Origin of the sequence: Pseudomonas sp. TH15 (assembly GCF_016651105.1) — a bacterium.
Lineage (GTDB): Bacteria > Pseudomonadota > Gammaproteobacteria > Pseudomonadales > Pseudomonadaceae > Aquipseudomonas.
In genome coordinates this window covers 1,731,258-1,756,782 of sequence record NZ_JAEKEL010000001.1, presented here as the reverse complement: position 1 = coordinate 1,756,782, position 25,525 = coordinate 1,731,258, and the positions used below count along the sequence as shown (strand labels likewise).

The 25,525-nt window shown below is 60.6% G+C and carries 24 protein-coding genes and 1 pseudogene; 20 read left to right on the top strand and 5 right to left on the bottom strand.

Translation table 11 applies throughout. The annotated features are described in order from the left end of the window. Positions 1-12: 12 nt before the first annotated feature. On the bottom strand, positions 13-831 hold the full coding sequence (locus JFT87_RS07895; protein ID WP_201200236.1) for a hypothetical protein: 819 nt from the start codon (positions 829-831) through the stop codon (positions 13-15). Positions 832-1,049: 218 nt separating this feature from the next. Between JFT87_RS07895 and JFT87_RS07890 the strand changes: the two genes are divergently transcribed. Continuing rightward, entirely contained in the window at positions 1,050-1,700 is a 651-nt protein-coding gene (locus tag JFT87_RS07890) for a hypothetical protein (RefSeq protein ID WP_201200235.1), read from the top strand. Positions 1,701-1,744: 44 nt separating this feature from the next. Here the strand turns inward: JFT87_RS07890 and cobJ are convergent, their stop codons facing one another. From cobJ to cobG, 4 genes are read right to left on the bottom strand one after another with little or no spacing between them, the layout of a single operon-like run. After that, positions 1,745-3,454 carry a precorrin-3B C(17)-methyltransferase gene (gene cobJ, locus JFT87_RS07885; protein WP_201200234.1) on the bottom strand — a complete coding sequence of 570 codons (1,710 nt, stop codon included), beginning with the start codon at positions 3,452-3,454 and terminating at the stop codon, positions 1,745-1,747. Then, complete coding sequence (locus JFT87_RS07880) at positions 3,451-4,182, bottom strand: precorrin-2 C(20)-methyltransferase (RefSeq protein ID WP_201205118.1); 732 nt, start codon at positions 4,180-4,182, stop codon at positions 3,451-3,453. The genes cobJ and JFT87_RS07880 overlap by 4 nt, the downstream gene beginning before the upstream one ends. Then, entirely contained in the window at positions 4,182-4,808 is a 627-nt protein-coding gene (locus tag JFT87_RS07875) for a precorrin-8X methylmutase (protein ID WP_201200232.1), read from the bottom strand. Before JFT87_RS07875 ends, JFT87_RS07880 begins: the two co-directional genes overlap by 1 nt. Next, positions 4,801-6,108: a precorrin-3B synthase gene (gene cobG / locus JFT87_RS07870; RefSeq protein ID WP_277952867.1), complete on the bottom strand. Its 1,308-nt coding sequence runs from the start codon at positions 6,106-6,108 to the stop codon at positions 4,801-4,803. Before cobG ends, JFT87_RS07875 begins: the two co-directional genes overlap by 8 nt. 144 nt (positions 6,109-6,252) lie before the next feature. On the opposite strand from cobG, the gene cbiE reads away from it, so the two are divergent. The 19 genes and pseudogenes from cbiE (at position 6,253) to JFT87_RS07775 (ending at position 25,379) form a co-directional block, all read left to right on the top strand. Then, complete coding sequence (cbiE, locus tag JFT87_RS07865; protein WP_201200229.1) at positions 6,253-7,464, top strand: precorrin-6y C5,15-methyltransferase (decarboxylating) subunit CbiE; 1,212 nt, start codon at positions 6,253-6,255, stop codon at positions 7,462-7,464. Further along, positions 7,457-8,575 carry a cobalt-precorrin-5B (C(1))-methyltransferase gene (locus JFT87_RS07860; RefSeq protein WP_201200227.1) on the top strand — a complete coding sequence of 373 codons (1,119 nt, stop codon included), beginning with the start codon at positions 7,457-7,459 and terminating at the stop codon, positions 8,573-8,575. Before cbiE ends, JFT87_RS07860 begins: the two co-directional genes overlap by 8 nt. A gap of 131 nt (positions 8,576-8,706) precedes the next feature. Then, a complete protein-coding gene (locus tag JFT87_RS07855) occupies positions 8,707-9,435 on the top strand; it encodes a cobalt-precorrin-6A reductase (protein WP_201200225.1) in 729 nt (242 codons plus the stop codon). A 158-nt stretch (positions 9,436-9,593) separates the two neighbouring features. Then, positions 9,594-9,896, top strand: coding sequence for a type II toxin-antitoxin system RelE/ParE family toxin (locus JFT87_RS07850; protein ID WP_201200223.1), 303 nt, complete (start codon positions 9,594-9,596; stop codon positions 9,894-9,896). A gap of 3 nt (positions 9,897-9,899) precedes the next feature. Then, positions 9,900-10,190, top strand: coding sequence for an addiction module antidote protein (locus JFT87_RS07845; RefSeq protein ID WP_201200221.1), 291 nt, complete (start codon positions 9,900-9,902; stop codon positions 10,188-10,190). Between the two features lie 98 nt (positions 10,191-10,288). Beyond that, entirely contained in the window at positions 10,289-10,687 is a 399-nt protein-coding gene (locus JFT87_RS07840) for a DUF2946 domain-containing protein (protein WP_201200220.1), read from the top strand. A gap of 48 nt (positions 10,688-10,735) precedes the next feature. Then, positions 10,736-11,215: a copper chaperone PCu(A)C gene (locus JFT87_RS07835; RefSeq protein WP_201200218.1), complete on the top strand. Its 480-nt coding sequence runs from the start codon at positions 10,736-10,738 to the stop codon at positions 11,213-11,215. Between the two features lie 21 nt (positions 11,216-11,236). Next, entirely contained in the window at positions 11,237-11,671 is a 435-nt protein-coding gene (locus JFT87_RS07830; protein ID WP_201200217.1) for a DUF2946 domain-containing protein, read from the top strand. An 83-nt stretch (positions 11,672-11,754) separates the two neighbouring features. After that, positions 11,755-13,872 (top strand): TonB-dependent copper receptor, encoded by a 2,118-nt coding sequence (locus JFT87_RS07825; protein WP_201200216.1) that lies wholly within the window; start codon positions 11,755-11,757, stop codon positions 13,870-13,872. 162 nt (positions 13,873-14,034) lie between these two features. Further along, positions 14,035-15,414, top strand: coding sequence for a PepSY-associated TM helix domain-containing protein (locus tag JFT87_RS07820; protein WP_201200215.1), 1,380 nt, complete (start codon positions 14,035-14,037; stop codon positions 15,412-15,414). A gap of 220 nt (positions 15,415-15,634) precedes the next feature. Continuing rightward, positions 15,635-16,171, top strand: a pseudogene (locus JFT87_RS07815) (ABC transporter ATP-binding protein); the annotation flags it as partial. 248 nt (positions 16,172-16,419) lie between these two features. Continuing rightward, positions 16,420-17,367, top strand: a complete 948-nt coding sequence (locus tag JFT87_RS07810; protein ID WP_201200213.1) for an ABC transporter substrate-binding protein — start codon at positions 16,420-16,422, stop codon at positions 17,365-17,367. After that, complete coding sequence (locus tag JFT87_RS07805; protein ID WP_201200211.1) at positions 17,364-18,374, top strand: FecCD family ABC transporter permease; 1,011 nt, start codon at positions 17,364-17,366, stop codon at positions 18,372-18,374. The genes JFT87_RS07810 and JFT87_RS07805 overlap by 4 nt, the downstream gene beginning before the upstream one ends. A 332-nt stretch (positions 18,375-18,706) precedes the next feature. Then, positions 18,707-19,972: an urea ABC transporter substrate-binding protein gene (urtA, locus tag JFT87_RS07800; RefSeq protein ID WP_201200210.1), complete on the top strand. Its 1,266-nt coding sequence runs from the start codon at positions 18,707-18,709 to the stop codon at positions 19,970-19,972. 256 nt (positions 19,973-20,228) lie between these two features. Next, a complete protein-coding gene (urtB, locus tag JFT87_RS07795) occupies positions 20,229-21,731 on the top strand; it encodes an urea ABC transporter permease subunit UrtB (protein ID WP_201200209.1) in 1,503 nt (500 codons plus the stop codon). After that, complete coding sequence (gene urtC / locus JFT87_RS07790) at positions 21,731-22,810, top strand: urea ABC transporter permease subunit UrtC (RefSeq protein WP_201200208.1); 1,080 nt, start codon at positions 21,731-21,733, stop codon at positions 22,808-22,810. Before urtB ends, urtC begins: the two co-directional genes overlap by 1 nt. Then, positions 22,807-23,676 (top strand): urea ABC transporter ATP-binding protein UrtD, encoded by an 870-nt coding sequence (gene urtD, locus JFT87_RS07785; RefSeq protein ID WP_446739717.1) that lies wholly within the window; start codon positions 22,807-22,809, stop codon positions 23,674-23,676. The genes urtC and urtD overlap by 4 nt, the downstream gene beginning before the upstream one ends. A gap of 134 nt (positions 23,677-23,810) precedes the next feature. After that, positions 23,811-24,509 (top strand): urea ABC transporter ATP-binding subunit UrtE, encoded by a 699-nt coding sequence (gene urtE, locus JFT87_RS07780; RefSeq protein ID WP_169371835.1) that lies wholly within the window; start codon positions 23,811-23,813, stop codon positions 24,507-24,509. Positions 24,510-24,539: 30 nt separating this feature from the next. Next, on the top strand, positions 24,540-25,379 hold the full coding sequence (locus tag JFT87_RS07775; RefSeq protein ID WP_201200207.1) for an urease accessory protein UreD: 840 nt from the start codon (positions 24,540-24,542) through the stop codon (positions 25,377-25,379). Positions 25,380-25,525 lie beyond the last annotated feature (146 nt).

The window sequence follows — 25,525 nt, the reverse complement described above, 5'->3', positions numbered from 1 at the left end:
TGTTTCTACGGATTACTTGGTTTTGCGGCGCTGGAAGCGTTTGCTCAGCGCGGCCTTGAAGTGCTCGCCGAGATACTCTTCAAAACTGTCTTTCAGCGCTGCATAACGCAAAGGATTGAAGGTGATGTAAGCGCTGCCGCGAAAGATACTGCGATTGGTTGTTTTCCAGTTAAAGAACAAAGGCGAAGTTTCATTATTACCGCCGATACTGTCGATCGACGACAGCGACGCCAGAATAATTCCGTTCTTCAGTTGATCACACGGCAACACTGCCAGCCGCACACCTTTATCCTGGACAGCTTCTCGGTTCAGCAGATTGATGGCCTCAGGCTCTTTCTTCAAGGCATCCAGCGTCGAGTCGGCAATTGCCGAGAGCACTGTCGCACCCGGAATAGCCGCTTTAGCCGCTGCAACGCCGGCCTGGACGATATCCACAACAATATTATTCATGGTCAGTTGCATGGTGCTCTTTTTATAGACCGAATAACCGGAGTCGGCAATGAAGCAGCCGGCATCTTCCATGCATTTCACAAAGGCGCGGTACCACGCTTCAGGCTCATTACCCGGAACTTCATAGTTGGCTTCGAGTTTTGCAAACTTGATGACGTTTTCGATGATCACCATGTTCTCGAGGGAAATATTTTCACCGTAACCCACCAGGGTATTGGCCAACACCACCGCATCCAGAGCCCTGGTCGGACTGCTTTCATCCACGGCGCCGAATGCCCGTACACGGGCGCTTCGGATTAATTCCGCAGGCAGCGACTGGCGTTTGGCGATACGTGCCTTGACCAGGGTGGTGCTTTCTTCAACAGATACTTTACATTCCATTTTGTTAATCTTCCTTGCGTTCAATGTTGAGGTGCCGACATGGCAACACCCCAACAAACTAACGCACAAACTTAGAACAGCCAACTACAACTTGATTCAATATATTTTCAATCAGCACAGATAACCAAAGACAACTTAAACACTTACAACTGCTCTTACCCCATCGTTCTTTTTGCTCTATAAGCTGCAACATCAACTTATTTATCAAGGAGCACTCTATGAGCAACGAACATCCATCTGGGGCACTTGCCAACCACAACCTTATTTCCTGCATCGACAACTTGTCCCTGCAGGATTTCGATGACTTGACCGACTGTACGCGCCTCGCAACAACGTCAGCCGACCTGGCCCACAATCGCTTTGCCAGTACTGATTTGTGGATGGAGGAATATGCTGTAACCCTGGGATTTCTTGGTTGGACACTTCATGAAAACGCGATCAGGACCCGAAAGCGTACAAACATTAACGGCAGTATTGCCGAGCACTTGGTACGCAGTGCGGAAATTTCCAGGGACCCACAACAAGGCAACGCCATGATCGACACGCTGGATGCCTTGCGCTCAGACAAACCTGCGTTGTTTTCGCTGGATAACGAGAGTGTGATGGGTCGGCGCTTTCAGGTGGCCCCCGTACGTTACGACGCCAAGGGCGATCTGCACATGGCGTTGTTCAATCTGGAGCTGGTCGCCACCGTAACCAAGAGCAGTTTTCTGTTCTGGTCGTGGCAGGAACAGTCGGCAACGCTGCTTCAGCGCAGCGCTTTTTTCAAACTTGATCGACAACGCCTGCACAGCCAAAGACCGCTGATTGAAAAGCGCCTCCGTGACATCACCACGCAGCGCTTTGCCCTGCGCAAAAAGCGCTCATAAACCGGGTCAGAATGGAGATGCGGCCCAGCACGGGCCGCTTGGTCTCAGGAGGCAGGCTTGTCGCCATACCACCGCGGCGTATACACCCACTCGCCTCCCTCGGCACGAGGGAACACACAAGTGGTTGACGAACCGACCAGCACCATCGTGCGCATGTCGACCTGATCCGGGGTCAACTGCCCCAACGTGGTCACGCGCAGAGTCTGACCCGGGCGGCCAATGTCACGTCCCAACACCACAGGCGTTTCGGCGGTACGGTGCTGCGCGACGATCTCCAGCGCGCGACCCAATTGCCATGGCCGAGAACGGGAGATCGGGTTGTAGAAGGCCAGGGCCAAATCCGCCTGGGCGGCCAGATCAAGACGCTTCTCGATAATCGACCACGGCTTGAGATTGTCCGAGAGCGACATCACGCAGAAGTCATGGCCCAACGGCGCTCCGGCCTGAGCAGCCGTGGCCAGCGATGCGGAAACGCCGGGGAGAATTTCCAGGTCGACGTTGTGCCAGTTCGCATCGCTCGATTCGTGCAGGGCTTCGAGCACCGCAGCGGCCATGGCAAACACGCCCGGATCACCGGACGACACCACCACCACCGAACGCCCCTGGGCCGCGAGTTCGAAAGCGTGGCGGGCACGCTGCATCTCTTCGCGGTTGTCGGTGCAGTGCATCACCTGATCGGCGCGGAACGGGCCGGCCATGCGCACGTAGGTTTCATAACCCAACACGTCGTTGGCTCGAGCCAGTTCGGCCTTCACCGCAGGCACCATCAATTTAGCCGCGCCGGGGCCTAGACCGATCACCGCCAGCCGTCCGCGAGGACGGCCGATCAGCATCGGATCAAGCGGTTCGGCAGCGACCGCGATGGTCATCGAGTCATTGACCTCGATCGTTGTGAGCAGCGATGGTGCGGCACTCCGGGCCTGTTCAAACACACTGCCGGACCGAGCGCCAAAACGCAGCGGCACGGCCAGTTCAAGCGCGGCCTCGCGCAATGCGCCGTTGGCCATGTCGCTTTCATCCGCCAACAGGCAAGCAAGCGACTGCAACGCGATGTTCGCTTCATGCAACGCCGCGCGAATGACGCCAGCGAGATCAGCCGTTCCCGCCGTCACCGCCACCAGCACATTGCGCGGATAAATCAGCAGTTCATTGGCACTCGGCTGACGCTCGGCATGACCGACATGAATCGCCAATCGCGCCTGTTGATCTTCCGGCAATTGCGCCTCGGCCAACCACGGGGCCAGACCTTCGATGCGCACCGACTCACCCGAGAGCAAATCCGAAACGAAGCGTTTGCCCAGTTCCAGATCGCCGAGGGCATAGCCGCTCGGTGGATTGAGCAGGCAGGTGCCGAAACGCAATTCACCACTGGTGGTAATGGCTGCTGCGACGTCCAGCGCTGCGGCGATCTCTCGCGCCAACACATTCACTCCGCCCAGGCCACCGAGCAGCGGCACCACGGCGCTGCCGTCTTCGGCGACGGCCAGCACCGGCGGCTCGGCGCCTTTTTCCAGCAACAACGGCGCCAGGGTGCGAATGACAATGCCGGCCGCGCACAGGGCGATGATCGGCGTGTCCTGTTGATAGAGCTCGCGCAGGGTCACGCCGAACTCTTGATAGGTACGGTCAGCGCCTTCAACCCGCTCGGCCAAACCGTGGATCAACGCGTCCGGGTAGCGCTGCTGAATCCGCTGCGCCGTGGCGAGGCTACCATTGCCCAGAATGACAATCGCCGGAGCAGGACGGCCCTTCAACCTTGCCACCGTTCGCCGGGTACGATGATCAGCGAGAAGTACGGCGAGGACATCGGCTCGACTTCATCCAGCGGGACGATTTTCTGATTGGCCATGGTTGCGCGTTCGACGTACAGCGCGCGCCCGGCCATACCGAGTTCTTCCAACACCTGACGAACCTTGGGGAAGTTGCGCCCCAGCTTCATGATCACCGCCGCATCGGCATCGGCCAGACGTCGTTTCAGTTCTTCATGAGGCAACACGCCGGACAACACCGACAGGCTCTGATTGCGATACACCAGCGGCGAACCCAGCACCGAAGCGCCGCCGAGCATCGAGCAGACGCCCGGCACCACTTCGGCGATGTAACGCTCGGCCAGGCGATCGTGCAAGTACATGTAGGAACCGTAGAAGAACGGGTCACCCTCGCAAATCACCGCCACATCGCGGCCGGCATCCAGATGCTCGGCAAGCTGCTCGGCAGCGGTGTCGTAGAAGTCGCTGATTACTTGTTCATAAGACAGCGGCGCCGGCAGCGCTTCGGTGGTCACCGGGTACACCAGCGGCAACAGGTTTTGCGCTTCTTGAAGGTGCGCTTCGATGATGCCGAACGCATTGCCTTTTTTGCCCTTGGCAACGAAGTACGCCACCACCGGCGATTCGCGCAGCAAGCGCAGGGCTTTGACGGTAATCAGTTCCGGATCACCGGGGCCGACGCCCAGGCCGATCAAGCGTCCAGGTTGCTGCATCATTCGATCTCCGTGGCGAGGGCGTTGACGGCGGCGGCGGCCATGGCGCTACCGCCGAGCCGGCCTTGCATGATGACAAACGGCACACCGCGGCTGTCCGCCGCAAGCATCGCCTTGGATTCGGCGGCGCCGACGAAGCCCACCGGGAAGCCGAGGATCAGTGCCGGTTTCGGGGCGCCCGCGTCGAGCATTTCCAGCAGATAGAACAACGCGGTCGGCGCGTTGCCGATGACCACCACGCTGCCTTCCAGATGCGGACGCCACAGTTCCAGCGCGACGGCGGAACGGGTGTTACCCAACTCGCGAGCCAGCTCTGGCACGCTGTCGTCGCGCAGCGTGCAGATCACCTGATTGTTCGCAGGCAAACGCGCACGAGTCACGCCTTCGCTGACCATCCGCGCGTCGCACAGGATCGGCGCACCGGCCGCCAACGCATCGCGCCCGGCCTTGCCGGCGCCTTCGGAGAATTGCAGACCGTCGATGGCCTCGACCATGCCGCACGCGTGGATCACCCGCACCGCGAGTTTTTCCAGGTCAGCCGGGATGCGCGAAAGGTTAGCCTCGGCACGAATGATCGCGAAGGAGTTGCGATAGATCTCCTGACCGTCGCGGATGTAATCAAGCATCTAGGGGGCTCCGTGAGCGGGCGTCGAGCAAGGCTGCGACCGCTTCAATAGTAAGATTGCGTGCGTGCAACGCGCCGAAACCCGGCAGCGTGGCATCGCGAAAATAAAGGTCGTAGTAACCGGGCGAAACCGCCAGCAAAGTGACGGGTGCGATGTGCGCAGCGGCGCAGGAACGCGGACAGCCGGACAGATGCACATTCAGGATTTGGCCGTGGCGTTGCAGCAGCGCCGCCAGTTGCAGCGCATCGCCCTTGGTGTCGGACAGGCCTTTGCCGCAACCGGCGGAACCGGTACAGGCAATCAGGTGCGCCAAGGCATCGTCCGCCGAACAGTGCAGGCCCAGATTTTCCAGGTTGTGGATAACTTGAGCGGCATCGTGTTTCTGGACACCGGGCAGCAACAGGCTTTGCCACGGTGTGAAACGCAGGCTGCCATCGCCGTGTTCAAGGGCCAGTTTGGCGGCGCCTCGGAGCATGGCGGGATCGAGTCGGCCCAAGGGCGGCACCGCGCCGATGTAAACGCGAGCAGTTTCCCGCTGCGGATGCGCGCCGATGTGCAGGGCCTCCGAGGACGCTGAACGCAACCAATAAGCGAGGGACACCAGCGGCACCCGCTCAGCCAGTTGCGCGACAAACGCTGCCACCGGAATTTCTTCCAGCAGATGCCGCATGCGTGTCTGCTCGGGACGTGCCAGATCGAGGAACAATTCCAGCACTGCGATCACCAGCGCGTGGCCATCCCTCAGCCGCACCGCACTGATCGGCGCATCCGTCGGGCAACCGGCCAGACCGAAAGCCAGCACGTACTCGTCATCCTGTTCGCCGACGCTCAACCACAGGTCGTGGTGATGTTCGAGCATCGCCAGGGCTTCGCCGCCATCGAGTTGCACGGCGAACTTGGCGCTCAACTCGTGGAAACGCGGGTGGCTTTGCAGGCTGTCGAGGATCTGGCCCGCCAGCGGACGCGTATCGAGCAGCATCTGCCGGTCGATCCCGGCGCTAGGACTGAGCATCAGGTTGCGCACATCGTCGCCCGCCGCCGTCCTTGGCCCCAACCCGGCGGCCAGCAGGCTGTCGATCAAGGCCGACTGCTCGCTGCCAATCCCGCGAATTTGCAGGTTGGCGCGGTTGGTCGCCTCGATCACCCCGCCAGCAAAGCGTTCAGCCGCATCGGCGACGGCGACGGCCTGATCGGCACTGATCGAGCCGCCATTCAACTTGATCCGACAGATCCCGCCATCCAGCGCCGGGACGATACGCAGCAACCCCGGGCAGGCCGAGGGGCGTAGGGCGGTGGACATCGGGCGTTCGTTCAAGGGGGCGACCGGCAGAGTGGGAAAGGCGCTTCGCGGGCGAAGGCGCGGTATTATGCCTGCTTTGTCAGGCGGCATGAAAAGCCTGCCCGTCGGAACAGTCCGTTTGAGGACTATTTTTGAGGACTGTAGATGTCACCCTGGCTGACAGTAGTAGGAATCGGTGAAGACGGCTTCAAGGGCCTGGGCAAAAACGCCCGACGGGCTCTGCTGGGCGCTTCGCGGATCATTGGCGGCCAGCGCCAACTGGATTTGTTGCCGGTGTGTATTCGCGGCGAGCGGCAGTTGTGGCCGAGTCCGTTTTCCCTGGCCCCGGTGCTTGAGCGCCATGGCGAGCCTGTTTGTGTGCTGGCCAGTGGCGACCCGATGTTCTTCGGCGTCGGCGCCAGCCTCACGCGGCAAGTGCCCGCCGAGCAGATGCTGATCCTGCCGGCGCCCTCCTCTTGCAGCCTCGCGGCGGCGCGCATGGGCTGGCCGTTACAGGAGGTGGTGACGCTTTCGGTGGTGGCGCGCCCGGTCGCCGCGCTCAATGCGCACGTGTCCAGTGGCATGCGGTTGCTGGTGCTGAGCAATGACGGACAGAGCCCGGCGGCGATTGCGGCGTTGCTGCGTGAACGCGGTTTTGGACCGAGCCGGCTGAGCGTCCTGGAACATTTGGGCGGTGATACCGAACGGCGAATCAACGGCGTTGCCAGCGACTGGACCTCATCAGCCGTTGCCGATCTCAACGTGATCGCCATCGAATGCATCGCCGAACCCGGCACCGCGCGGCTTTCACGCCTGGCCGGTCTGCCGGATTCAGCTTTCCAGCATGACGGCCAACTGACCAAACGCGACGTGCGTGCCATCACCCTCGCCCGCCTCGCACCGACACCCGGCGAACTGCTGTGGGACATCGGCGCCGGCAGCGGCTCGATCGGCATCGAATGGATGCGCGCTCACCCGAGTTGCCGGACATTGGCCATCGAGGCCGATGACGGTCGGCAACTGTTGATCGAACACAACCGCGATGCCCTTGGCGTTCCAGGCCTGCAATTGATTCGCGGCAGCGCGCCGCAAGCCTTGGCCGGGCTCGAACGGCCGGACGCGATTTTCATCGGCGGCGGCGTGACCCGCGACGGCGTGCTCGACACCTGCTGGACTGCGCTGAAACCCGGCGGTCGACTGATCGCCAACGCCGTCACCCTGCAAAGCGAAATGACCCTGATGGCTTGGCGCGAACTGCATGGCGGTGAGCTGACGCGCATTCATATCGCTCAGGCGCAACCGCTTGGCGAGTTCGACACCTGGCGCCAGGCGCTGCCGATCACTTTGCTCGATGTGACGAAGCCGCTCGATGCGTGACGAAACCGCCGAACAACCCGCGCCCTTGCGCAGCGGCCTGACCACCGGCAGTTGCGCCACGGCCACCAGCCTCGCCGCTGCACGTTTGTTGCTGAGCGGCTCTTATGCGGACGCAGTCGAGATCATCCTGCCCAAAGGCAAGCAGGTGCAGATGCGCCTGGAATTCTGCCGATTGATCGATGACGGTGCCGAGGCTGGAACGATCAAGGACGCCGGTGATGACCCGGACGTAACTCACGGTGCGCTGCTCTATTCGCGCGTACAGCTCAAAGACGAGCCGGGGATTCGCTTCAATGCAGGTTCTGGCGTCGGCACCGTGACCCGGCCGGGTTTGGTGTTGGGCGTCGGCGAACCCGCGATTAACCCGGTGCCGCGCAAAATGATCACCGATCACCTGACCTTGCTGGCCGAAGAACTCGATTACCGCGGCGGTTTCGAGGTCACGGTCAATGTCGAGGGCGGTGAAGCCCTGGCGCTGAAAACCATGAACCCGCGCCTCGGGATTCTCGGCGGACTGTCGATCCTGGGCACCAGCGGCATCGTCCGGCCGTTTTCCTGCGCGGCCTACATCGCCTCGATCCACCAAGGCATCGACGTCGCCAAAACCAACGGTTACCTGCACATCGCCGCCTGCACCGGCAACGCCAGCGAAGACACCATGCGCCGGGTCTACAACTTGCCGGAAATCGCCTTGATCGAAATGGGCGACTTCGTTGGCGCCGTGCTCAAGCACCTGCGCAAAGTACCTGTGGATAAACTCAGCATTTGCGGCGGCTTCGGCAAGATCAGCAAACTGGCGGCGGGGCATATGGATTTGCACAGTCGGCATTCGAGCATCGACTTGCCGCAACTGGCTGAGTGGGCGGCGGCGATTGGGGCTGATGCCTCTTTGCAGCAATCGATCCGTGAGGCGAATACCAGTCAGCAGGCGTTGGCGATGGCCAGCGCTGTCGGGATCGCGCTCGGGGATGAAGTATGTCGGCATGCCCTGGAGTTTGCTCGCAGCGTGGTGCCGGCGCAGGTTCAGGTTGAGGTGTTTGCGATTGATCGCCAGGGTGGGATTGTTGGCCATGCCGAACCCCCTGTGGCGAGGGAGCTTGCTCCCGCTTGAGTGCGCAGCACTCACAAAATGGGTGGCATTGCGTGAATTTTGGGGCCGCTGCGCAGCCCGACGCGAGCAAGCTCGCTCGCCACAGGTGATGTGGTTGGCCTTAGCTTTTTTAACTGACCGGGAGACTTTCAATGAAGCGCGTGTTGTTGCTGGGTGGCGTGACGGAAGCTTTGGCCATTGCCCGGACGCTTGGCCCGGAACACATTTACAGCCTGGCCGGTGTCGGTCGAGTGCCGACGGATCTGACCTGTCAGGTTCGCGTCGGCGGTTACGGTGGCGCTGAAGGCCTGGCTCAATTCATTCGCGATCAAGGCATTGAACTGCTGCTGGACGCTACTCACCCCTACGCCGCACAAATCAGCCAAAACGCTGCGACCGCCGCGCAACTGACCAACATTCCCTGCTGGGCCTTGCGTCGCCCTGCCTGGCAGCCGCAACCCGGCGATGACTGGCGGGAAGTCAGCGACTGGGCAGAATTGATCGAAGCGCTAAAACCATTCCGACGACCGCTGTTCACCCTCGGTCGCGAGCCCTTGCAGCACCTGCACGAAATCCCGCAGGAGCAATTCTGGACCTTGCGCGCACTCGACGTTTACCCCGGCAACGAACGCTGCGAAGTCATCGGCGCCCGCGGGCCATTTCTGCTTGAGGATGAACGCGAACTGTTCGAACGGCGACAGATCGATGTGCTGATCAGCAAAAACAGCGGCAGCACCGCTACCGAACCGAAACTGGAAGTGGCGCGGGAACGTGGGGTGCCAGTGTTGGTGTTGAAGCGGCCGGTGTTGGCGGGGGTTGAGCGGGAGTTTGCATCAGCGTCTGAAGTCCTTAAAGCCCTGGCGGCGTCAGATTTTTCCTGACTTCGAATTTATCTGCGAATTTGCCTGCATATTTTGAAGACGCAGCCGACTTTTCTTCACTACCCCTCACTCCAATACTTCGATTCCTTTTATCCAGACAAGCAGGCAGCCAGGAAAAGCAGCTTGTCAGCTTGTATCCCAAGGAATACGATTCCGACATGATCGCCATTAAACGATCTCGCCTATTTTCCGAATGGCTCGACGCCTTAAAAGACATCACCGGTAAAGGTCGAATCATCTCCAGGCTTAAGGCAGCCGAACATGGCAACTTCGGCGACTGCGGGTTCGTCGGTGATACCGTTTATGAAATGCGAGTTCATTACGGCCCCGGTTACAGGATGTATTTCACACGTCGAGGTGAGGTGATTTATCTGCTGCTGATTGGGGGCGACAAATCGACACAAAAGCGAGATATCAAACGCGCCGTGCAGATGGCACATAGCATCGGTAATGAGGAGTAAGTCATGACCGAAAAATTTACCCGGTTTGACGCCGCCGAGTACCTCAAAACTCCTGAGGACATGGCGGCATATCTGGACGCTTGTTTTGACGATGACGAAGGCGATGGGGTTCTGATCCGTGCCGCGCTCAATGATATCGCTCGGGCCCAAGGCATGACTCAAGTGGCGCGAGATGCCGGCCTGGGTCGGGAAAGTCTTTACAAAGCGCTGAGCAGCACTGGCAATCCCGAATTCGCAACTATCATGAAAGTCATGAAAGCATTGGGTTTGCGATTGCATGCAGTCACGATTTGATTGATCTGCGACACCAAACCGCACGCCGCTTTTTTACTTATCGGCCCTGATCAGGCTAAATAGCCGCGCCTGATCGCCCACCCAACCGGATTTATCCCATGTCCCGACAACGGCTCGCATTTGCCTGGATCGCCTGCTTCGCAGTGCTGTTCAACATGCTCGCCATGCCGTTGACCGGAGCGATGGCGCAGTCGGCGAAATCACCCGCCGAGCAATTGCTGTGGGGCAGTTTCTGCACGTCCAGCGGCACCAAGATGGTGGCGATTTCCCTGGGCACTTTTGAGCAGAAAGCCCCGCAAAACGACGATCACTCCAACATGCAACATTGCTGGTGCTGCTCGGGCTCTGCGCCGTTGGTGGCGCTGCCGGGGCATGTGCCGCAGCTGTATTTCGCGCGGTACGAGGCCAATCGAAGCCTGCCTGCCGCCTCTCTCGATACGCCGACACCGCGCCAGCAATGGCCGAGTCTCAACCCCCGCGCGTCCCCTCTGGTGTGATTCCTTCTCGCAATTGACCTGCGTATTGAATCGTTCTGGAGAACTGCCATGTTGAACAAACTCATCGTTCTGGCCGCATTGCTGCTGCCTGCCTGTTTTGCCAATGCTCACGAATACAAGGCCGGCGAGCTCGAAATCGCTCACCCGTGGTCGCAAGAGTTGCCACCGAACGCGCCGACCGTGGCGGCTTACTTCGTGATTCACAACAACGGCAAAACCGCTGACCGTTTGCTGAGCGTCGACTCGCCGATTTCCAGCGAAGCCCAATTGCATGAGCACATCATGCAGAACGATTTGATGAAAATGCAGCAGGTGCCAAGCGTCGAAATCCCTGCCGGCGGCAACGTTACTTTTGCGCCGATGGCCTATCACGTAATGCTGCTGAACCTGAAAGATCGTAGCCTGCTGAGCGACGGCAAACGCTTCCCGCTGACCATGCATTTCGAGAAGTCCGGCGACGTGACGGTTGAAGTCGCGGTGCAGAAAAAGGCCCCGGACGGCATGCAAGAGCATATGCACGCCCAGTAATCGCCAACCCAAAAAACGCCCGTGCGCGCCCCTAGCGCCAGGTTATCCGTGCGCCGCCGTCAGCCCTTGAGCCTGACCCGTGGCAGCTGGATCAGCCTGTTCGCCATGCTGATGATCTTTATCGGTCCGCTGATTTCTCAGTCGATGCCGATGGATCAACGCGCCTCAATGTCTATGAGCATGTCGATGGACATGAGCATGGACGGCCACGGCGAACACGCTGAAGAACAAGCCGCCGAACATTGCCCACCCGCCGCAGAGCACCACGCGCTCTGGGAAAAATGCGGCTATTGCAGCCTGCTGTTCAACTGCCCGGCGCTTACGGGTGGGCAGTCTTTCGCCGCATTCGATACACCGCACGCCACCACCTTCACCGCACCCGCCACTCGCCTGGGCCACGCCCGGCAAACCTTCTTCCCCGGCGCTCGAACCCGCGCCCCGCCTGTCGTTTCGTAAACACGCACCTTGATCTCACACGGTTTAGAAGACAGCTTCAGGCTGCCGGCCGTGTCGTTTACGACTGTTCGATGGAAATTGTCATGTCCCGCTTTTCTGCTGACACACGCTTGAGCTGCACCCCGACCTCCTTTGCCCTGAACGAATCCCGACTGCGTTTCAGGCACGCTATTGCCGTCCTTTGCGGCGTTTTGCTGACCCCGATAGTGCTGGCTGATGAACATGCCGAGCACACCGAAGAACTGAGCCCAACCGTGATCACCGCCATCGCGCCGAGCTCGCCGCTGACCATCGCCACCAACCCCAAGGACCCGCGCCAACCGGTGCCGGCCAGTGACGGTGGCGATTACCTGAAGACCATTCCCGGCTTCGCTTTAGTCCGAAATGGCGGCACCAACGGCGATCCGGTGCTGCGCGGCATGTTCGGCTCGCGGCTGAACATCCTTACCAACGGCAGCATGATGCTCGGCGCCTGTCCCGGCCGGATGGACGCGCCGACCTCGTACATCTCGCCGGAAACCTACGACAAACTCACCGTCATCAAAGGCCCGCAAACCGTGCTTTGGGGACCGGGCGCATCAGCCGGCACAGTCCTCTTCGACCGCGAACCGGAACACTTCGGTGAACTCGGCACCCGCGTGAACGCCAGCGTGCTGGCCGGCTCCAACGGCCGTTTCGACAAAGTGGTGGACGCCGCTGCCGGCGGGTCGTTGGGCTACGTGCGGGTGATCGGCAACACCGCGCATTCGGACGACTACAAGGACGGCAACAACGACACCGTAGCGTCGCGTTACGACAAGTGGAACGGCGACGTGGCGGTGGGCTGGACCCCGGACGCCGACACCTTGCTGGAGCTGACCGCCGGCAAGGGCGATGGCGAAGCGCGTTACGCCGGGCGGGGCATGGACGGTACGCAATTCAAGCGCGAAAGCCTGGGCCTGCGGTTCGAGAAATCCAACATCGGCGACGTGCTGGATAAGGTCGAGGCGCAGGTCTACTACAACTACGCCGACCACGTGATGGACAACTACACCCTGCGCACACCGTCCGGCACCGGGATGATGTCCGGGCCGATGGCCTCCAACGTCGACCGGCGCACTCTCGGCGCACGGATCAAAGCCACTTGGCACTGGGCCGATCTGCAACTGATCAGCGGCCTCGACGCGCAGACCAACGAACACCGTCAACGCAGCGCCATGGGCGTCGACGCCTACAAGGAACAGCCATACACCAAGGACGCCGACTTCCATAACTATGGGGTGTTCAGCGAACTGACCTGGTACGCCGCCGACCGTGATCGGCTGATTACCGGCGCGCGGGTGGACCGTGCTTCGGCCAAGGATTATCGGCAGACCATCGGCTCCGGGATGATGAGCATGCCGAACCCGACCGCCGACAAGACCCGCGCCGACACCCTGCCGAGCGGCTTCGTCCGTTATGAGCATGACTTGGCCAACAGCCCGACCACGCTCTACGCCGGCCTCGGCCACAGCGAGCGCTTCCCGGATTACTGGGAGCTGTTTTCGCCCAAGTCCGGCCCGGCCGGTTCAGTGAATGCCTTTGATTCGATCAAACCGGAAAAAACCACCCAGCTCGACTTCGGCCTGCAATACAAGACCGAAGACCTCGAAGCCTGGGCATCGGGTTATGTCGGCCAAGTGCGCGACTACATCCTGTTCAACTACACACCGGGGATGATGGGCACGACCTCGCAAGCGCAGAACATCGACGCGCGAATCATGGGCGGCGAACTCGGTGCGGCTTACAAGTTGACCTCCAACTGGAAGGCCGACGCGACCCTGGCCTATGCCTGGGGCAAGAACAGCAGCGACGGTAAAGCGCTACCGCAAATGCCGCCGCTGGATGCGCGCTTCGGCCTGACCTACAGCGAAGACAACTGGAGTGCTGGAGCCTTGTGGCGTGTGGTTGCGGCGCAAAACCGCATCGACCAGAACAAGGGCAACGTGGTCGGCAAGGACTTCGACAAGAGCGCAGGGTTCGGCGTGTTCTCGCTTAACGGCGCGTACCGCATCAACAAGAACTGGAAGGTCAGCAGCGGCGTCGACAACCTGTTCGGCAAGGCGTACGCCGAGCATTTGAACCTGGCCGGTAACGCCGGTTTCGGCTATCCGGCCAATGACCCGCAAGCCATCAACGAACCGGGGCGCACGCTCTGGACCAAGGTCGATATGAGCTTCTAACCCCCACCCAATGTGGGAGCGGGCTTGCTCGCGAAGGCAGTATCTCAGGCGACATCGATGTTGGATGTGCCTCCGTCTTCGCGAGCAAGCCCGCTCCCACAGGTGATGCGATGTAGCAACCTGAATGAACAACTAGAAGATCCAAGCCAAGCGGAGCACCTGATGAAACAACCCAAACCGAATTTCTACAACCTGGCCTGGCGTTGGCATTTCTATGCCGGGCTATTCGTCGCGCCATTCATGGTGATGCTGGCCCTGACCGGCACCCTTTACCTGTTCAAACCGCAACTCGACCCGCTGATGTACGCCAGCCTGATGAACGTCCCGGCCGGGCATCACACGGTGTCCGCCGATGACCTGGCCAAGCGGGTGAAAGAGGCCTATCCACAAGGCCAGATCAAACAATACCTGCCGCCGGTCAACGCCGAACGCAGCGCACAGTTTGTCGTGATCAATGCCGGTCACGAGCTCAACGTCTTCATCGACCCGTACCACGGCGACATCCTCGGTGAGCAAGACGCCAAGAAAAACCTGCAAGCCCTCGCCCGGGCAATTCACGGCGAGTTGCTGATCGGCACCGTCGGTGATCGACTGGTCGAACTCGCCGCTGGCTGGGGCGTAGTGCTGGTGGTGTCCGGGGTATTTCTGTGGTGGCCGCGCGGTCAGTATGCTGGCGTGTTGTGGCCACGTTTCAGCCGTCGCGGTCGTGTGCTGTGGCGCGACCTGCACGCCGTAACCGGGTTCTGGGGCGCGGCATTCTTGCTGGTGATGCTGCTCAGCGGCATGACCTGGACCGGTTTCTGGGGCAAGCAATACGCCGAAGTCTGGAACCGCTTCCCGGCGGCAATGTGGAACGACATGCCGAAGTCCGACGTCGAGGCCCGCAGCCTCAACAGCGCCACCCGCCAGACCGTGCCCTGGGCCATGGAAAACACGCCGATGCCAATGTCCGGCGACCACGCCGAGCACATGGCTCACGGTGCCGCGCCGGCCGGTCCTGCGGCGCCGACCATCAACCTGCAAGACGTACAAAACCTAGCCGTGCAACGCAAGGTCGAACCGGGTTACAGCATCACCTTGCCGACCACCGCCACCGGCGTGTTCACCATCGCGGTGTTCGCCGACGACCCGCGCAACGACGCCACCCTGCACGTCGATCAGTACACCGGCAAGGTTCTCGCCGACGTGCGCTACGAGCAATACGGCGCCGTCGCCCGAGCCACGGAAATTGGCGTGATGCTGCATGAAGGCAAGATGTTTGGTGCGTTCAATCAGATCATCGTGCTGCTGATTTGCCTGATGATTCTGCTCAGCGCGGTCAGTGGCGTGGTGATCTGGTGGAAGCGTCGGCCGGACGGCCAGTTCGGTGTTCCGCCGCTGCGCCACGACCTGCCGAAATGGAAAACCGGCGTAGCTATCATGCTGGTGCTGGCGGTGATTTTTCCGCTGGTGGGCGCCTCGTTGATTGTCGTGTGGGTGCTGGATCGGCTGCTGCTGTCGCGCTTCAATCGACAAACTGAATCTGCTTCATCTTCATCATGAGTGAGGCGAGATGCGTGCGTTAGAGGGATCTGTAGACTTCGCGCGCTTATCTCCCGGTCACTTTTGGTGTTACTGTATAACGCACACATGCCGTATTAATCGCAGCCTAAAAGCCCTCATCGCGAGCAAGCCCGCTCCCACATTGGAATGCGATCAAATGTGGGAGCGGGCGTGCTCGCGAAGGCGTCATCAGCAACACCAAAAATCTTAGAGTAAACGCATGACCTCGCTGAACCTCACAAACCTCGCCTGGACCCCCCTGGGCCTCGGCCACTGCCATCACCAGTTCCAACTGCGTGACGCCTCGTTGCACGTGGCCGCCGGTGAGTTTGTCGGGTTGATCGGCCCCAACGGCAGTGGCAAGACCAGCCTGCTGCGTTGCGCCTATCGCTTCAGCAAACCCGACAGCGGCGAGGTTCAACTCGAGCATCACAACGTCTGGAAGCAATCCTCGCGCTGGTGCGCGCAACGCATTGCCGTGGTCCTGCAAGAATTCCCCGACGCCTTCGGCCTCACCGTCGAGGAAGTGGTCGCCATGGGCCGCACGCCGCACAAAGGCCTGTTCGACGGCGACACCATCGAAGACCGAAATCTCGCCACTCAGGCGCTGGAATCGGTCGGCCTAAAAGGCTTCGAAGACCACGCCTTCGCCACCCTTTCCGGCGGAGAAAAACAACGCGTGATCCTCGCCCGCGCCCTGGCCCAGCAACCGCAACTGCTGCTGCTCGACGAGCCGACCAACCACCTCGACCCGCGCTATCAGCTCGAACTGCTGCAACTGGTCAAACGCCTGAACATCGGCACCCTGGCAAGCATCCACGACCTCAACCTGGCTGCTGCTTTTTGTGATCGTTTGTACGTGATCAACCACGGCCGTATCGTCGCCAGCGGCACACCGAAAGAAGTCCTGACCGCGCTGCTGCTGCGCGAAGTTTTCGGCGTCGAAGCGCTGATCGACGAACACCCCCTCCACGGCTACCCCCGAATCACCTGGATAACCCAATAATGACTGTGCGTTCCCTGCTCTGTGTCGCTCTGTTGCTGGGCAGTGCCCACGCCGTTGCCGAGGCGACGAAATACCCGCTGACCGTTCAGAGCTGCAACCGCGACGTGACGTTCAAGCAAGCGCCGAAACACGCGGTCAGCCACGACATCAACATGACCCAGATGATGCTCGCCCTCGGCCTCAAACCGCACATGGCCGGCTACAGCGGCGTGACCGGTTGGAAGTCGGTGACGCCCGAGATGCAGACCATCCTCGACGGTCTGCCGGAACTGGCGGCGAAGTACCCGTCGGTGGAAACCCTGCTCAACGCCAACGTCGATTTCTTCTTCGCCGGTTGGGATTACGGCATGCGCGTCGGCGGTGACCTGACGCCGCAGACGCTGCAACCGCTGGGCATCAACGTCTACGAGCTGACCGAATCCTGCGCCTTCGTCATGAAGCGCCCGGCGGCCAGCCTGAACGACACCTACAACGACCTGCGCAACCTCGGCAAAATCTTCGACGTGCAGGACCGCGCCAACGCCTTGATCGCCGAGATGCAGGAACAAGTCGCCGAGGTGCGCAAGGATCTGCCGGCGGACAAACCACGCGTCTTCCTCTACGACAGCGGCGAAGACCGGGCCATGACCTCCGGGCGCCTCGGCATGCCACAAGCGCTGATCGATGCGGCGGGAGGGCAAAATATTCTGGATGACGTCGAGGCCAGTTGGACGCGGGTTAATTGGGAGAACGTGGTCGAGCGCAATCCGCAGGTGATCGTGATCGTCGACTACGGCGAAGTTACGGCCGAGCAGAAAGAGCAATTCCTGCTGAACAACAAAGCCCTGCAATCGGTGGACGCGATCAAGAACCAGCGCTTTATCGTCATTCCGTACGTGCAAGCCACGCCGGGGATCGACAACGTGCTGGCGGTGGAAACCCTGGCCAAAGGGTTCCACGGCGAATGATCGACCGTCGCTATGCCTTGTTGCTGACCGCCCTCGGCGCACTGTTGCTGGTGTCGTGCGTGGTGTCGCTGGGCTTTGGCCCGGCGCGGGTGCCGGTGGACGTGGTGTGGCGGATTTTGCTGCACAAGATGTTGGGAGTCGGCGCTCCGGACTGGGCTACCGGGCAGGAACATATCGTCTGGCTGATCCGCGTGCCGCGCATGTTGCTCGGGGCGTTGGTCGGGGCCGGGCTGGCGTTGATCGGCGCGGTGTTGCAAGCGGTGACGCGCAATCCGCTGGCTGATCCGCATCTGCTTGGCGTCACTTCAGGTGCGACCCTTGGCGCGGTGATTGTGGTGCTGCATGTCGGGGAAATCGTCGGCCTGCTGACCTTGCCGATTGCGGCGTTTATTGGCGCGTTGGCGAGCATGTTGATCGTGCTGATGATCGCCAATCGCAATGGGCGGCTGGACAGTGATCGGTTGCTGTTGTGTGGTGTGGCGGTGTCGTTTGTGATGATGGCGATTGCCAATTTGCTGCTGTTTCTGGGGGATCATCGCGCGAGTTCCGCGGTGATGTTCTGGATGCTTGGCGGGCTCGGGTTGGCGCGCTGGGAATTGCTGGCGGTGCCGGCGGCCAGTGTGTTGCTCGGATTGGTTTTGTTGCTGGGGATGGCACGGCCGTTGAATGCGTTGATGGCGGGTGAGCAGACTGCCGTGACGTTGGGTTTGAATGCTCGCACGGTGCGGTTGCGGGTGTTTTTGATTGCTTCGCTGATGACCGGCGTGCTTGTTTCGATCAGTGGGTCGATTGGGTTTGTCGGGCTGATGGTGCCGCACATTGCGCGGCGGTTGGTCGGCGCGGAGCATCGCAGATTGTTACCCGTCTGCGTGTTGCTCGGCAGCCTCTTCCTCGTTTGGGTCGACGTCGCCGCCCGTACCCTGATCGCCCCCGAAGATTTGCCGATTGGCGTCGCCACCGCCGCCATCGGCGGCCTGTTCTTCATCGGCCTGATGCGCCGCCGCTAATCCCACAAACACACCCCAAAACCCTGTGGGAGTGAGCCTGCTCGCGATGACGGCGGCACATCCAACATCTCTGTGACTGACCCACCGCGATCGCGAGCAGGCTCGCTCCCACAGTGGATTTGTAGTGAGCGTAAAATTGCGCCCCAATCTGGCGCGGCCACCTGCACCAACGCGCCAGCAGCGTTCCTTCATGGTGCATCGTCTACAGCCGCGACCGCTCTAATACGACATTTCCTTACCTTTTGCCGACCGGGCACAGCCCTTGCAAAACAGCTTTCAGTAGTCCGCATCTGCCAATCAAAAAAAAATTAAACGTTCATGGAGATCGCACAATGAAGCGTCGCAGCTTGATCAAGGCTTTCACACTCACGGCATCCATTGCCGCGATGGGCATGACCTGGACTGTCCAGGCCGCAGAGACCATTAAGGTCGGCATCCTGCACTCCCTGTCCGGGACCATGGCGATCTCCGAAACCTCCCTCAAAGACATGGCGTTGATGACCATCGACGAAATCAACGCCAAGGGCGGCGTCAACGGCAAGATGCTGGAACCGGTAGTCGTCGACCCAGCCTCGAACTGGCCGCTGTTCGCCGAAAAGAGCCGTCAGTTGCTGACCCAGGACAAAGTGGCCGTGGTGTTCGGTTGCTGGACCTCGGTGTCGCGTAAATCGGTGTTGCCGGTGTTCGAAGAGCTCAACGGCTTGCTGTTCTACCCGGTGCAATACGAAGGCGAAGAAATGTCGCCGAACGTGTTCTACACCGGCGCCGCGCCGAACCAACAGGCAATCCCGGCGGTGGAATACCTGATGAGCGACGAAGGCGGCAGCGCCAAGCGCTTCTTCCTGCTGGGCACCGACTACGTTTACCCGCGCACCACCAACAAAATCCTGCGCTCGTTCCTGCACTCCAAAGGCGTAGCGGACAAGGACATCGAAGAGGTCTACACCCCCTTCGGCCATGCCGATTACCAAACCATCGTGGCCAACATCAAAAAATTCTCGGCCGGCGGCAAGACTGCCGTCATCTCGACCGTTAACGGCGACTCCAACGTGCCGTTCTATAAAGAGCTGGCCAACCAGGGCCTGAAAGCCACCGACGTTCCCGTCGTGGCGTTCTCGGTAGGCGAAGAAGAACTGCGTGGCATCGACACCAAACCGCTGGTGGGTAACCTCGCGGCGTGGAACTACTTCGAATCGGTCGAGAACCCGGTGAACAAGAAGTTCGTAGCGGACTGGAAAGCCTACGCCAAGAAACACAACCTGCCGGGCGCCGACAAAGCGGTGACCAACGACCCGATGGAAGCCACCTACGTCGGCATCCACATGTGGGCGCAAGCGGCTGAAAAGGCCAAGTCCACTGACGTCGACAAGGTTCGTGAAGCGTTGGCCGGGCAGACGTTTGCCGCGCCGTCGGGTTACACCCTGACCATGGACAAGACCAACCACCACCTGCACAAGCCGGTGATGATCGGCGAGATTCAGGCCGACGGTCAGTTCAACGTGGTGTGGCAGACCGAAGGGCCGATCCGCGCCCAGCCGTGGAGCCCGTTTATCGATGGCAACGACAAGAAGCCGGATTATGCGGTGAAGAGCAACTGAGTCTGACTTGGGTTTTGGGGTGGGGCGAAGATCTTTTCACCCTCACCCCAACCCTCTCCCCCAGAGGGGGCGAGGGGGAAGGGAGCAGATCTCTATGGCTTGCAGAACCTGAGTTCGACGCAGGAATGTCAGGTCGATGCTGGATGACCTGACAACTCGGTCAGTCCCCTCTCCCTCTGGGAGAGGGTTAGGGTGAGGGGCGGATTCACAGCCGGACACCGCTCCATCGGCCACCGCAAGAAAGGACACACCACTAATGCCCACCGCCCTTTACCGCCTCATCCTCGCTATCGCGCTTTTATTGCCGATGGCAGCCCACGCCGGCGACGCCGAAGATTTCATCGCCGCCAATCCCGTGCAGCAAGCCAAGCTTCTGGAAACCTGGGCCGCGCAGCCCGATCCGGCCCGTGTCGAACTGATCAACGCCCTGCAACAAGGCGAACTGACTGTCGACGGCCAAGCCAAAACCCTGCGCCTGAACAACCGCCTGCGGGGTCTGATCGACACCGCCATGGCCAGCCACCAATTGCTCGCCGCCGACGCCAAAATCCGTCTGACTGCCGCGCAGCAATTGCAGAAAAGCGCGAAACCCGCGCAGCTGAAATTCCTCGACCAGCAACTCGCCGGTGAAAAAGATGAAAACGTCCACGCCGCGCTGAGCCTGGCCCTGGCCAATCTGCAACTGGTCGACACGGACCCGGCCGTGCGCCTCGCCGCTGTGCGTCTGCTTGGCGAAACCGGCGATCCACTGGCACGTACGCGCCTCGAAGGTTTGCTCGAACCTGGCGTCGAAACCGATACCAATGTGCGCACCGCCGCCGAGACCAGCCTCGCCCAGGTCAAACGCAAACTGCTGATCGGCGAGATCCTCGGCCAAGCCTTCAGCGGCATGTCGCTCGGTTCGATCCTGCTGCTGGCTGCGCTCGGTCTGGCGATCACCTTCGGCCTGCTCGGCGTGATCAACATGGCCCACGGCGAGATGCTGATGCTCGGTGCCTACTCGACTTACGTAGTGCAACTGATGTTCCAGCGCTTCGCCCCGCAAGCCATCGAGTTCTATCCGCTGATCGCGTTGCCGGTAGCGTTTTTCGTCACCGCCGCCACCGGCATGGCGCTGGAGCGCACGGTGATTCGTCACCTCTACGGCCGCCCATTGGAAACATTGCTCGCGACGTGGGGCATCAGCCTGATGCTGATTCAGCTGGTGCGCCTGGTGTTCGGCGCGCAGAACGTTGAAGTGGCCAACCCAGCCTGGCTTTCGGGCGGGATTCAAGTGCTGCCCAACCTCGTGCTGCCCTACAACCGCATCGTGATCATCGCCTTCGCGCTGTTTGTGGTGGTGCTGACCTGGTTGCTGCTGAACAAGACACGGTTGGGCCTGAACGTGCGCGCCGTCACTCAAAACCGCAACATGGCCGCCTGCTGCGGCGTGCCGACCGGGCGGGTGGACATGCTCGCCTTCGGCCTCGGCTCAGGCATCGCCGGGCTCGGTGGCGTGGCGCTCAGCCAGATCGGCAACGTCGGCCCGGACCTCGGACAAAGCTACATCATCGACTCGTTCCTGGTGGTGGTGCTCGGCGGTGTCGGCCAGTTGGCCGGTAGTGTGTTTGCCGCGTTCGGCTTGGGCATCGCCAACAAAATTCTCGAACCGCAAATCGGTGCCGTACTCGGCAAAATCCTGATCCTCGCGCTGATCATTCTGTTTATCCAGAAACGTCCGCAAGGCCTCTTCGCACTGAAAGGACGGGTGATCGACTGATGAACCAACCTCTTCTAGTCACGGCCACCCAAAAGGCCGGCCCAAAAATCACCTTCGCTGTCGGCGCCGTCATTCTGGTGTTGCTATTGGCGATGCCGCTGATGTCGCTGCTCTCGCCCGTTAGTGTTTTTCACGTCTCGGCCTACACGCTGACGCTGGTGGGCAAGATTCTTTGCTACGCCATCGTCGCCCTGGCGCTGGATCTGGTCTGGGGTTATGCCGGGCTGTTGTCGCTGGGTCACGGTCTGTTTTTCGCCCTCGGCGGCTACGCCATGGGCATGTACCTGATGCGCCAAGCCTCGGGCGATGCCTTGCCGGCGTTCATGACGTTCCTGTCGTGGACCGAATTGCCGTGGTACTGGACCGGCACCAGCAGCTTCCTCTGGTCGATGTGCCTGGTGGTGTTGGCGCCGGGGTTGTTGGCCTTGGTGTTCGGCTTCTTCGCCTTCCGCTCGCGGATCAAAGGCGTGTATTTCTCGATCATGACCCAAGCCCTGACCTTCGCCGGAATGCTGCTGTTTTTCCGCAACGAAACCGGGTTTGGCGGCAACAACGGCTTTACCAATTTCCGCACCATTCTCGGGTTTGGCATTACTGAACCTGGGACGCGGGCGGTGTTGTTTTTCGCCACGGTGGTGTTGCTGGTGGCGAGTCTGTTTATCGGTTGGCGCTTGGCGCAGAGCAAGTTCGGCCGGGTGTTGACCGCGTTGCGCGATGCCGAAAACCGGCTGATGTTCTGCGGTTACGACCCACGCGGTTTCAAGTTGTTTGTCTGGGTGCTGAGCGCGGTGTTGTGTGGTTTGGCCGGTGCGTTGTACGTGCCGCAAGTGGGGATCATCAACCCTAGCGAAATGTCGCCGACCAACTCGATTGAAGCGGCAGTGTGGGTGGCGTTGGGCGGTCGTGGCACGCTGATCGGGCCGTTGCTCGGAGCGGGCGTGGTCAACGGCATGAAGAGCTGGTTCACCGTGGCGTTCCCGGAATACTGGCTGTTTTTCCTTGGCGCGCTGTTCATCGTCGTAACCCTTTACCTGCCTAAAGGCGTGATCGGGCTGCTGAAAAAAAGAGGTGAACAATGAGAGTCACTGCGACGGCGGAATTCATGCTCGAACCGGTCTTTTTTCCGCCAGAACCGAACAAGGACGCTGGCACCAGCCGCGACAGCATCGGCCTCGGCCAAAGTGCCGGCCCCGGCCTGGACACTCGCCACGGCACGATCCTGACCCTGGAAGACATCAGCGTCAGCTTCGATGGCTTCAAGGCGCTGAACAATCTGAACCTGTACATCGGCGTCGGCGAACTGCGCTGCATCATTGGCCCCAACGGCGCGGGCAAAACCACACTGATGGACGTGATCACCGGCAAGACTCGCCCGAGTCACGGCAAGGCCTGGTTCGGTGAAACCATGGATTTGACGCTGATGAGCGAAGTGCAGATCGCCCAGGCCGGCATCGGGCGCAAGTTTCAGAAACCGACCGTGTTTGAAGCGCTGAGCGTGTTCGAAAACCTGGAACTGGCGCAGAAAACCGACAAGTCGGTTTGGGCAAGTTTGCGGGCGCGACTGAGCGGCGAACAAAGAGATCGCATCAGCGAAGTGCTGGAAACCATACGCCTGAGCGCCTCGGTCAATCGCCCGGCAGGCCTGTTGTCCCACGGGCAGAAGCAGTTCCTGGAAATCGGCATGTTGCTGATGCAGGACCCGCAATTGCTGTTGCTCGACGAACCAGTCGCCGGCATGACCGACGCCGAAACCGAATTCACCGCTGAGCTGTTCAAGAGCCTGGCCGGCAAGCATTCGCTGATGGTGGTGGAGCACGACATGGGCTTCGTCGGCGCCATCGCCGACCACGTCACCGTGTTGCACCAGGGCAGCGTGCTGGCGGAAGGGTCGCTGGAACAGGTGCAGGAAAACGAGCGGGTGATCGAGGTTTACCTCGGTCGCTAGGCCTGAAAACACCTATCCAATGTGGGAGCGGGCTTGCTCGCGAAAGCGGTGGATCAGCCAGCATCAATGCGGAATGACACACCGCATTCGCGAGCAAGCCCGCTCCCACAAGGGGATTTGAGGAGATTCTGGAAATGCTGCAAGTCGACAAGCTGCACCAGTATTACGGCGGTAGCCACATCCTGCGCGGTCTCTCGTTTGAGGTGAAGGTCGGCGAAGTCACGTGCCTGCTCGGGCGCAACGGCGTGGGCAAGACCACGCTGCTCAAATGCCTGATGGGTTTGCTGCCGTCCAAGGAAGGCGCGGTGAATTGGGAAGGCAAACCGATCACCACGTTCAAGCCGCACCAACGGGTGCACGCCGGGATCGCCTATGTGCCCCAGGGCCGGGAGATTTTCGGCCGCCTCACCGTGGAGGAAAACCTGCTGATGGGCCTGTCGCGATTCCCCGGCTCCGAAGCCAAGGAAGTCCCGGCGTTCATCTACGAGTTGTTCCCGGTGTTACTGCAAATGAAGCAACGACGCGGCGGTGACTTGTCCGGTGGTCAACAGCAGCAATTGGCAATCGGTCGCGCACTGGCCAGCCGTCCGCGCTTGCTGATCCTCGACGAACCCACCGAAGGCATCCAGCCCTCGGTGATCAAGGAGATCGGCGCGGTAATCAAGAAGCTCGCGGCTCGGGGCGACATGGCGATTTTGCTGGTAGAGCAGTTCTACGATTTCGCCGCCGAACTGGCCGATCAGTACCTGGTGATGTCCCGGGGCGAGATCGTGCAACAGGGTCGCGGAGAAAATATGGAAGCCGAGGGTGTGCGCGGGCTGGTTACGATCTAGTCTGTAGCGTCCTAACGATAATTAGAACTTATGAATTTACCTGCCCCTATCACGCTGTTCACCCCAAGTTGGCACGCCGAACTGGAGCTGGGCTACGCCCGTTTTGGCGACAGCACGCGCCCAGTCCAGCGCCGACACAAAGGCCCGCTGCGGGTGCAAAAGCACCTGTACGCCGAAGGGCCCGAGGTGTGCCAGCACATCATCGTTCACCCGCCGGGCGGGATTGCCGGGGGGGATCGGCTGGACATTTCGGCCAGTGTCGGCAGCAATGCCTGGGCGCAAATCACCAGCCCCGGTGCCGCCAAGTGGTATCGCGCCGCCGGCCCCGCTTATCAGCAGCTGGAATTGAAAGTGGCGACCGGTGCGACACTGGAATGGCTGCCCCAGGAGACGATCATTTTCAGCGCGGCCCAGGCTGAACTCAGCACCTCGATCGACCTTGAAGGCGACGCCCGGTTGTTCTACTGGGACGTGGTGGCGTTGGGTCGCCCGGCCAGTGGCGAACGTTTTGACCTTGGGCATTTCCAGGCACGGCTGGATATCCGTCGCGACGGCCAGTTGCTCTGGCACGAACGCCAGCGCATTGTCGGCGGTGATGGATTGCTCGACTCGCCGATCGGGCTGGATGGGCAACCGGTGTTTGCGACGTTGTTGGTGACCGGGGAAATCGACAGCGCACTGCTGGAAACCTGTCGCGCGCTGCCCAATGACGTGCGCGGGGATTTGACTCAGTTGCCGGGACTTTTAGTCGCACGATGCTTGGCCAGTGAGGCGTTGTTGGCACGGGGTTGGCTAATCGATTTGTGGCGACTGCTCAGGCCGGCGTTGCTCGGCCGAGAAGCCGTGCCCCCAAGAATATGGAGCACCTGAAACACGATCCAATGTGGGAGCGGGCTTGCTCGCGAAAGCGGTGTATCAGACAACGCAAATGTTGAATGTAAGTCCGCCTTCGCGAGCAAGCCCGCTCCCACAGGGGTTATGTATTCACAGATCCGAATACTTTTTTATCTGCCGAT

What these genes read in the sequence shown, in the direction of transcription:
- JFT87_RS07850 (WP_201200223.1), top strand. Translation starts at nt 9,594, where the DNA reads ATGATCGCCATTAAACGATCTCGCCTATTTTCCGAATGGCTCGACGCC.
- urtC (WP_201200208.1), top strand. Translation starts at nt 21,731, where the DNA reads ATGAACCAACCTCTTCTAGTCACGGCCACCCAAAAGGCCGGCCCAAAA.
- JFT87_RS07835 (WP_201200218.1), top strand. Translation starts at nt 10,736, where the DNA reads ATGTTGAACAAACTCATCGTTCTGGCCGCATTGCTGCTGCCTGCCTGT.
- JFT87_RS07880 (WP_201205118.1), bottom strand. Translation starts at nt 4,182, where the DNA reads ATGCAGCAACCTGGACGCTTGATCGGCCTGGGCGTCGGCCCCGGTGAT.
- JFT87_RS07860 (WP_201200227.1), top strand. Translation starts at nt 7,457, where the DNA reads ATGCGTGACGAAACCGCCGAACAACCCGCGCCCTTGCGCAGCGGCCTG.
- JFT87_RS07820 (WP_201200215.1), top strand. Translation starts at nt 14,035, where the DNA reads ATGAAACAACCCAAACCGAATTTCTACAACCTGGCCTGGCGTTGGCAT.
- cbiE (WP_201200229.1), top strand. Translation starts at nt 6,253, where the DNA reads ATGTCACCCTGGCTGACAGTAGTAGGAATCGGTGAAGACGGCTTCAAG.
- urtD (WP_446739717.1), top strand. Translation starts at nt 22,807, where the DNA reads ATGAGAGTCACTGCGACGGCGGAATTCATGCTCGAACCGGTCTTTTTT.
- JFT87_RS07845 (WP_201200221.1), top strand. Translation starts at nt 9,900, where the DNA reads ATGACCGAAAAATTTACCCGGTTTGACGCCGCCGAGTACCTCAAAACT.
- JFT87_RS07840 (WP_201200220.1), top strand. Translation starts at nt 10,289, where the DNA reads ATGTCCCGACAACGGCTCGCATTTGCCTGGATCGCCTGCTTCGCAGTG.
- JFT87_RS07775 (WP_201200207.1), top strand. Translation starts at nt 24,540, where the DNA reads ATGAATTTACCTGCCCCTATCACGCTGTTCACCCCAAGTTGGCACGCC.
- JFT87_RS07825 (WP_201200216.1), top strand. Translation starts at nt 11,755, where the DNA reads ATGTCCCGCTTTTCTGCTGACACACGCTTGAGCTGCACCCCGACCTCC.
- JFT87_RS07890 (WP_201200235.1), top strand. Translation starts at nt 1,050, where the DNA reads ATGAGCAACGAACATCCATCTGGGGCACTTGCCAACCACAACCTTATT.
- JFT87_RS07810 (WP_201200213.1), top strand. Translation starts at nt 16,420, where the DNA reads ATGACTGTGCGTTCCCTGCTCTGTGTCGCTCTGTTGCTGGGCAGTGCC.
- JFT87_RS07895 (WP_201200236.1), bottom strand. Translation starts at nt 831, where the DNA reads ATGGAATGTAAAGTATCTGTTGAAGAAAGCACCACCCTGGTCAAGGCA.
- JFT87_RS07805 (WP_201200211.1), top strand. Translation starts at nt 17,364, where the DNA reads ATGATCGACCGTCGCTATGCCTTGTTGCTGACCGCCCTCGGCGCACTG.
- cobG (WP_277952867.1), bottom strand. Translation starts at nt 6,108, where the DNA reads ATGTCCACCGCCCTACGCCCCTCGGCCTGCCCGGGGTTGCTGCGTATC.
- urtA (WP_201200210.1), top strand. Translation starts at nt 18,707, where the DNA reads ATGAAGCGTCGCAGCTTGATCAAGGCTTTCACACTCACGGCATCCATT.
- JFT87_RS07875 (WP_201200232.1), bottom strand. Translation starts at nt 4,808, where the DNA reads ATGCTTGATTACATCCGCGACGGTCAGGAGATCTATCGCAACTCCTTC.
- urtB (WP_201200209.1), top strand. Translation starts at nt 20,229, where the DNA reads ATGCCCACCGCCCTTTACCGCCTCATCCTCGCTATCGCGCTTTTATTG.
- JFT87_RS07855 (WP_201200225.1), top strand. Translation starts at nt 8,707, where the DNA reads ATGAAGCGCGTGTTGTTGCTGGGTGGCGTGACGGAAGCTTTGGCCATT.
- urtE (WP_169371835.1), top strand. Translation starts at nt 23,811, where the DNA reads ATGCTGCAAGTCGACAAGCTGCACCAGTATTACGGCGGTAGCCACATC.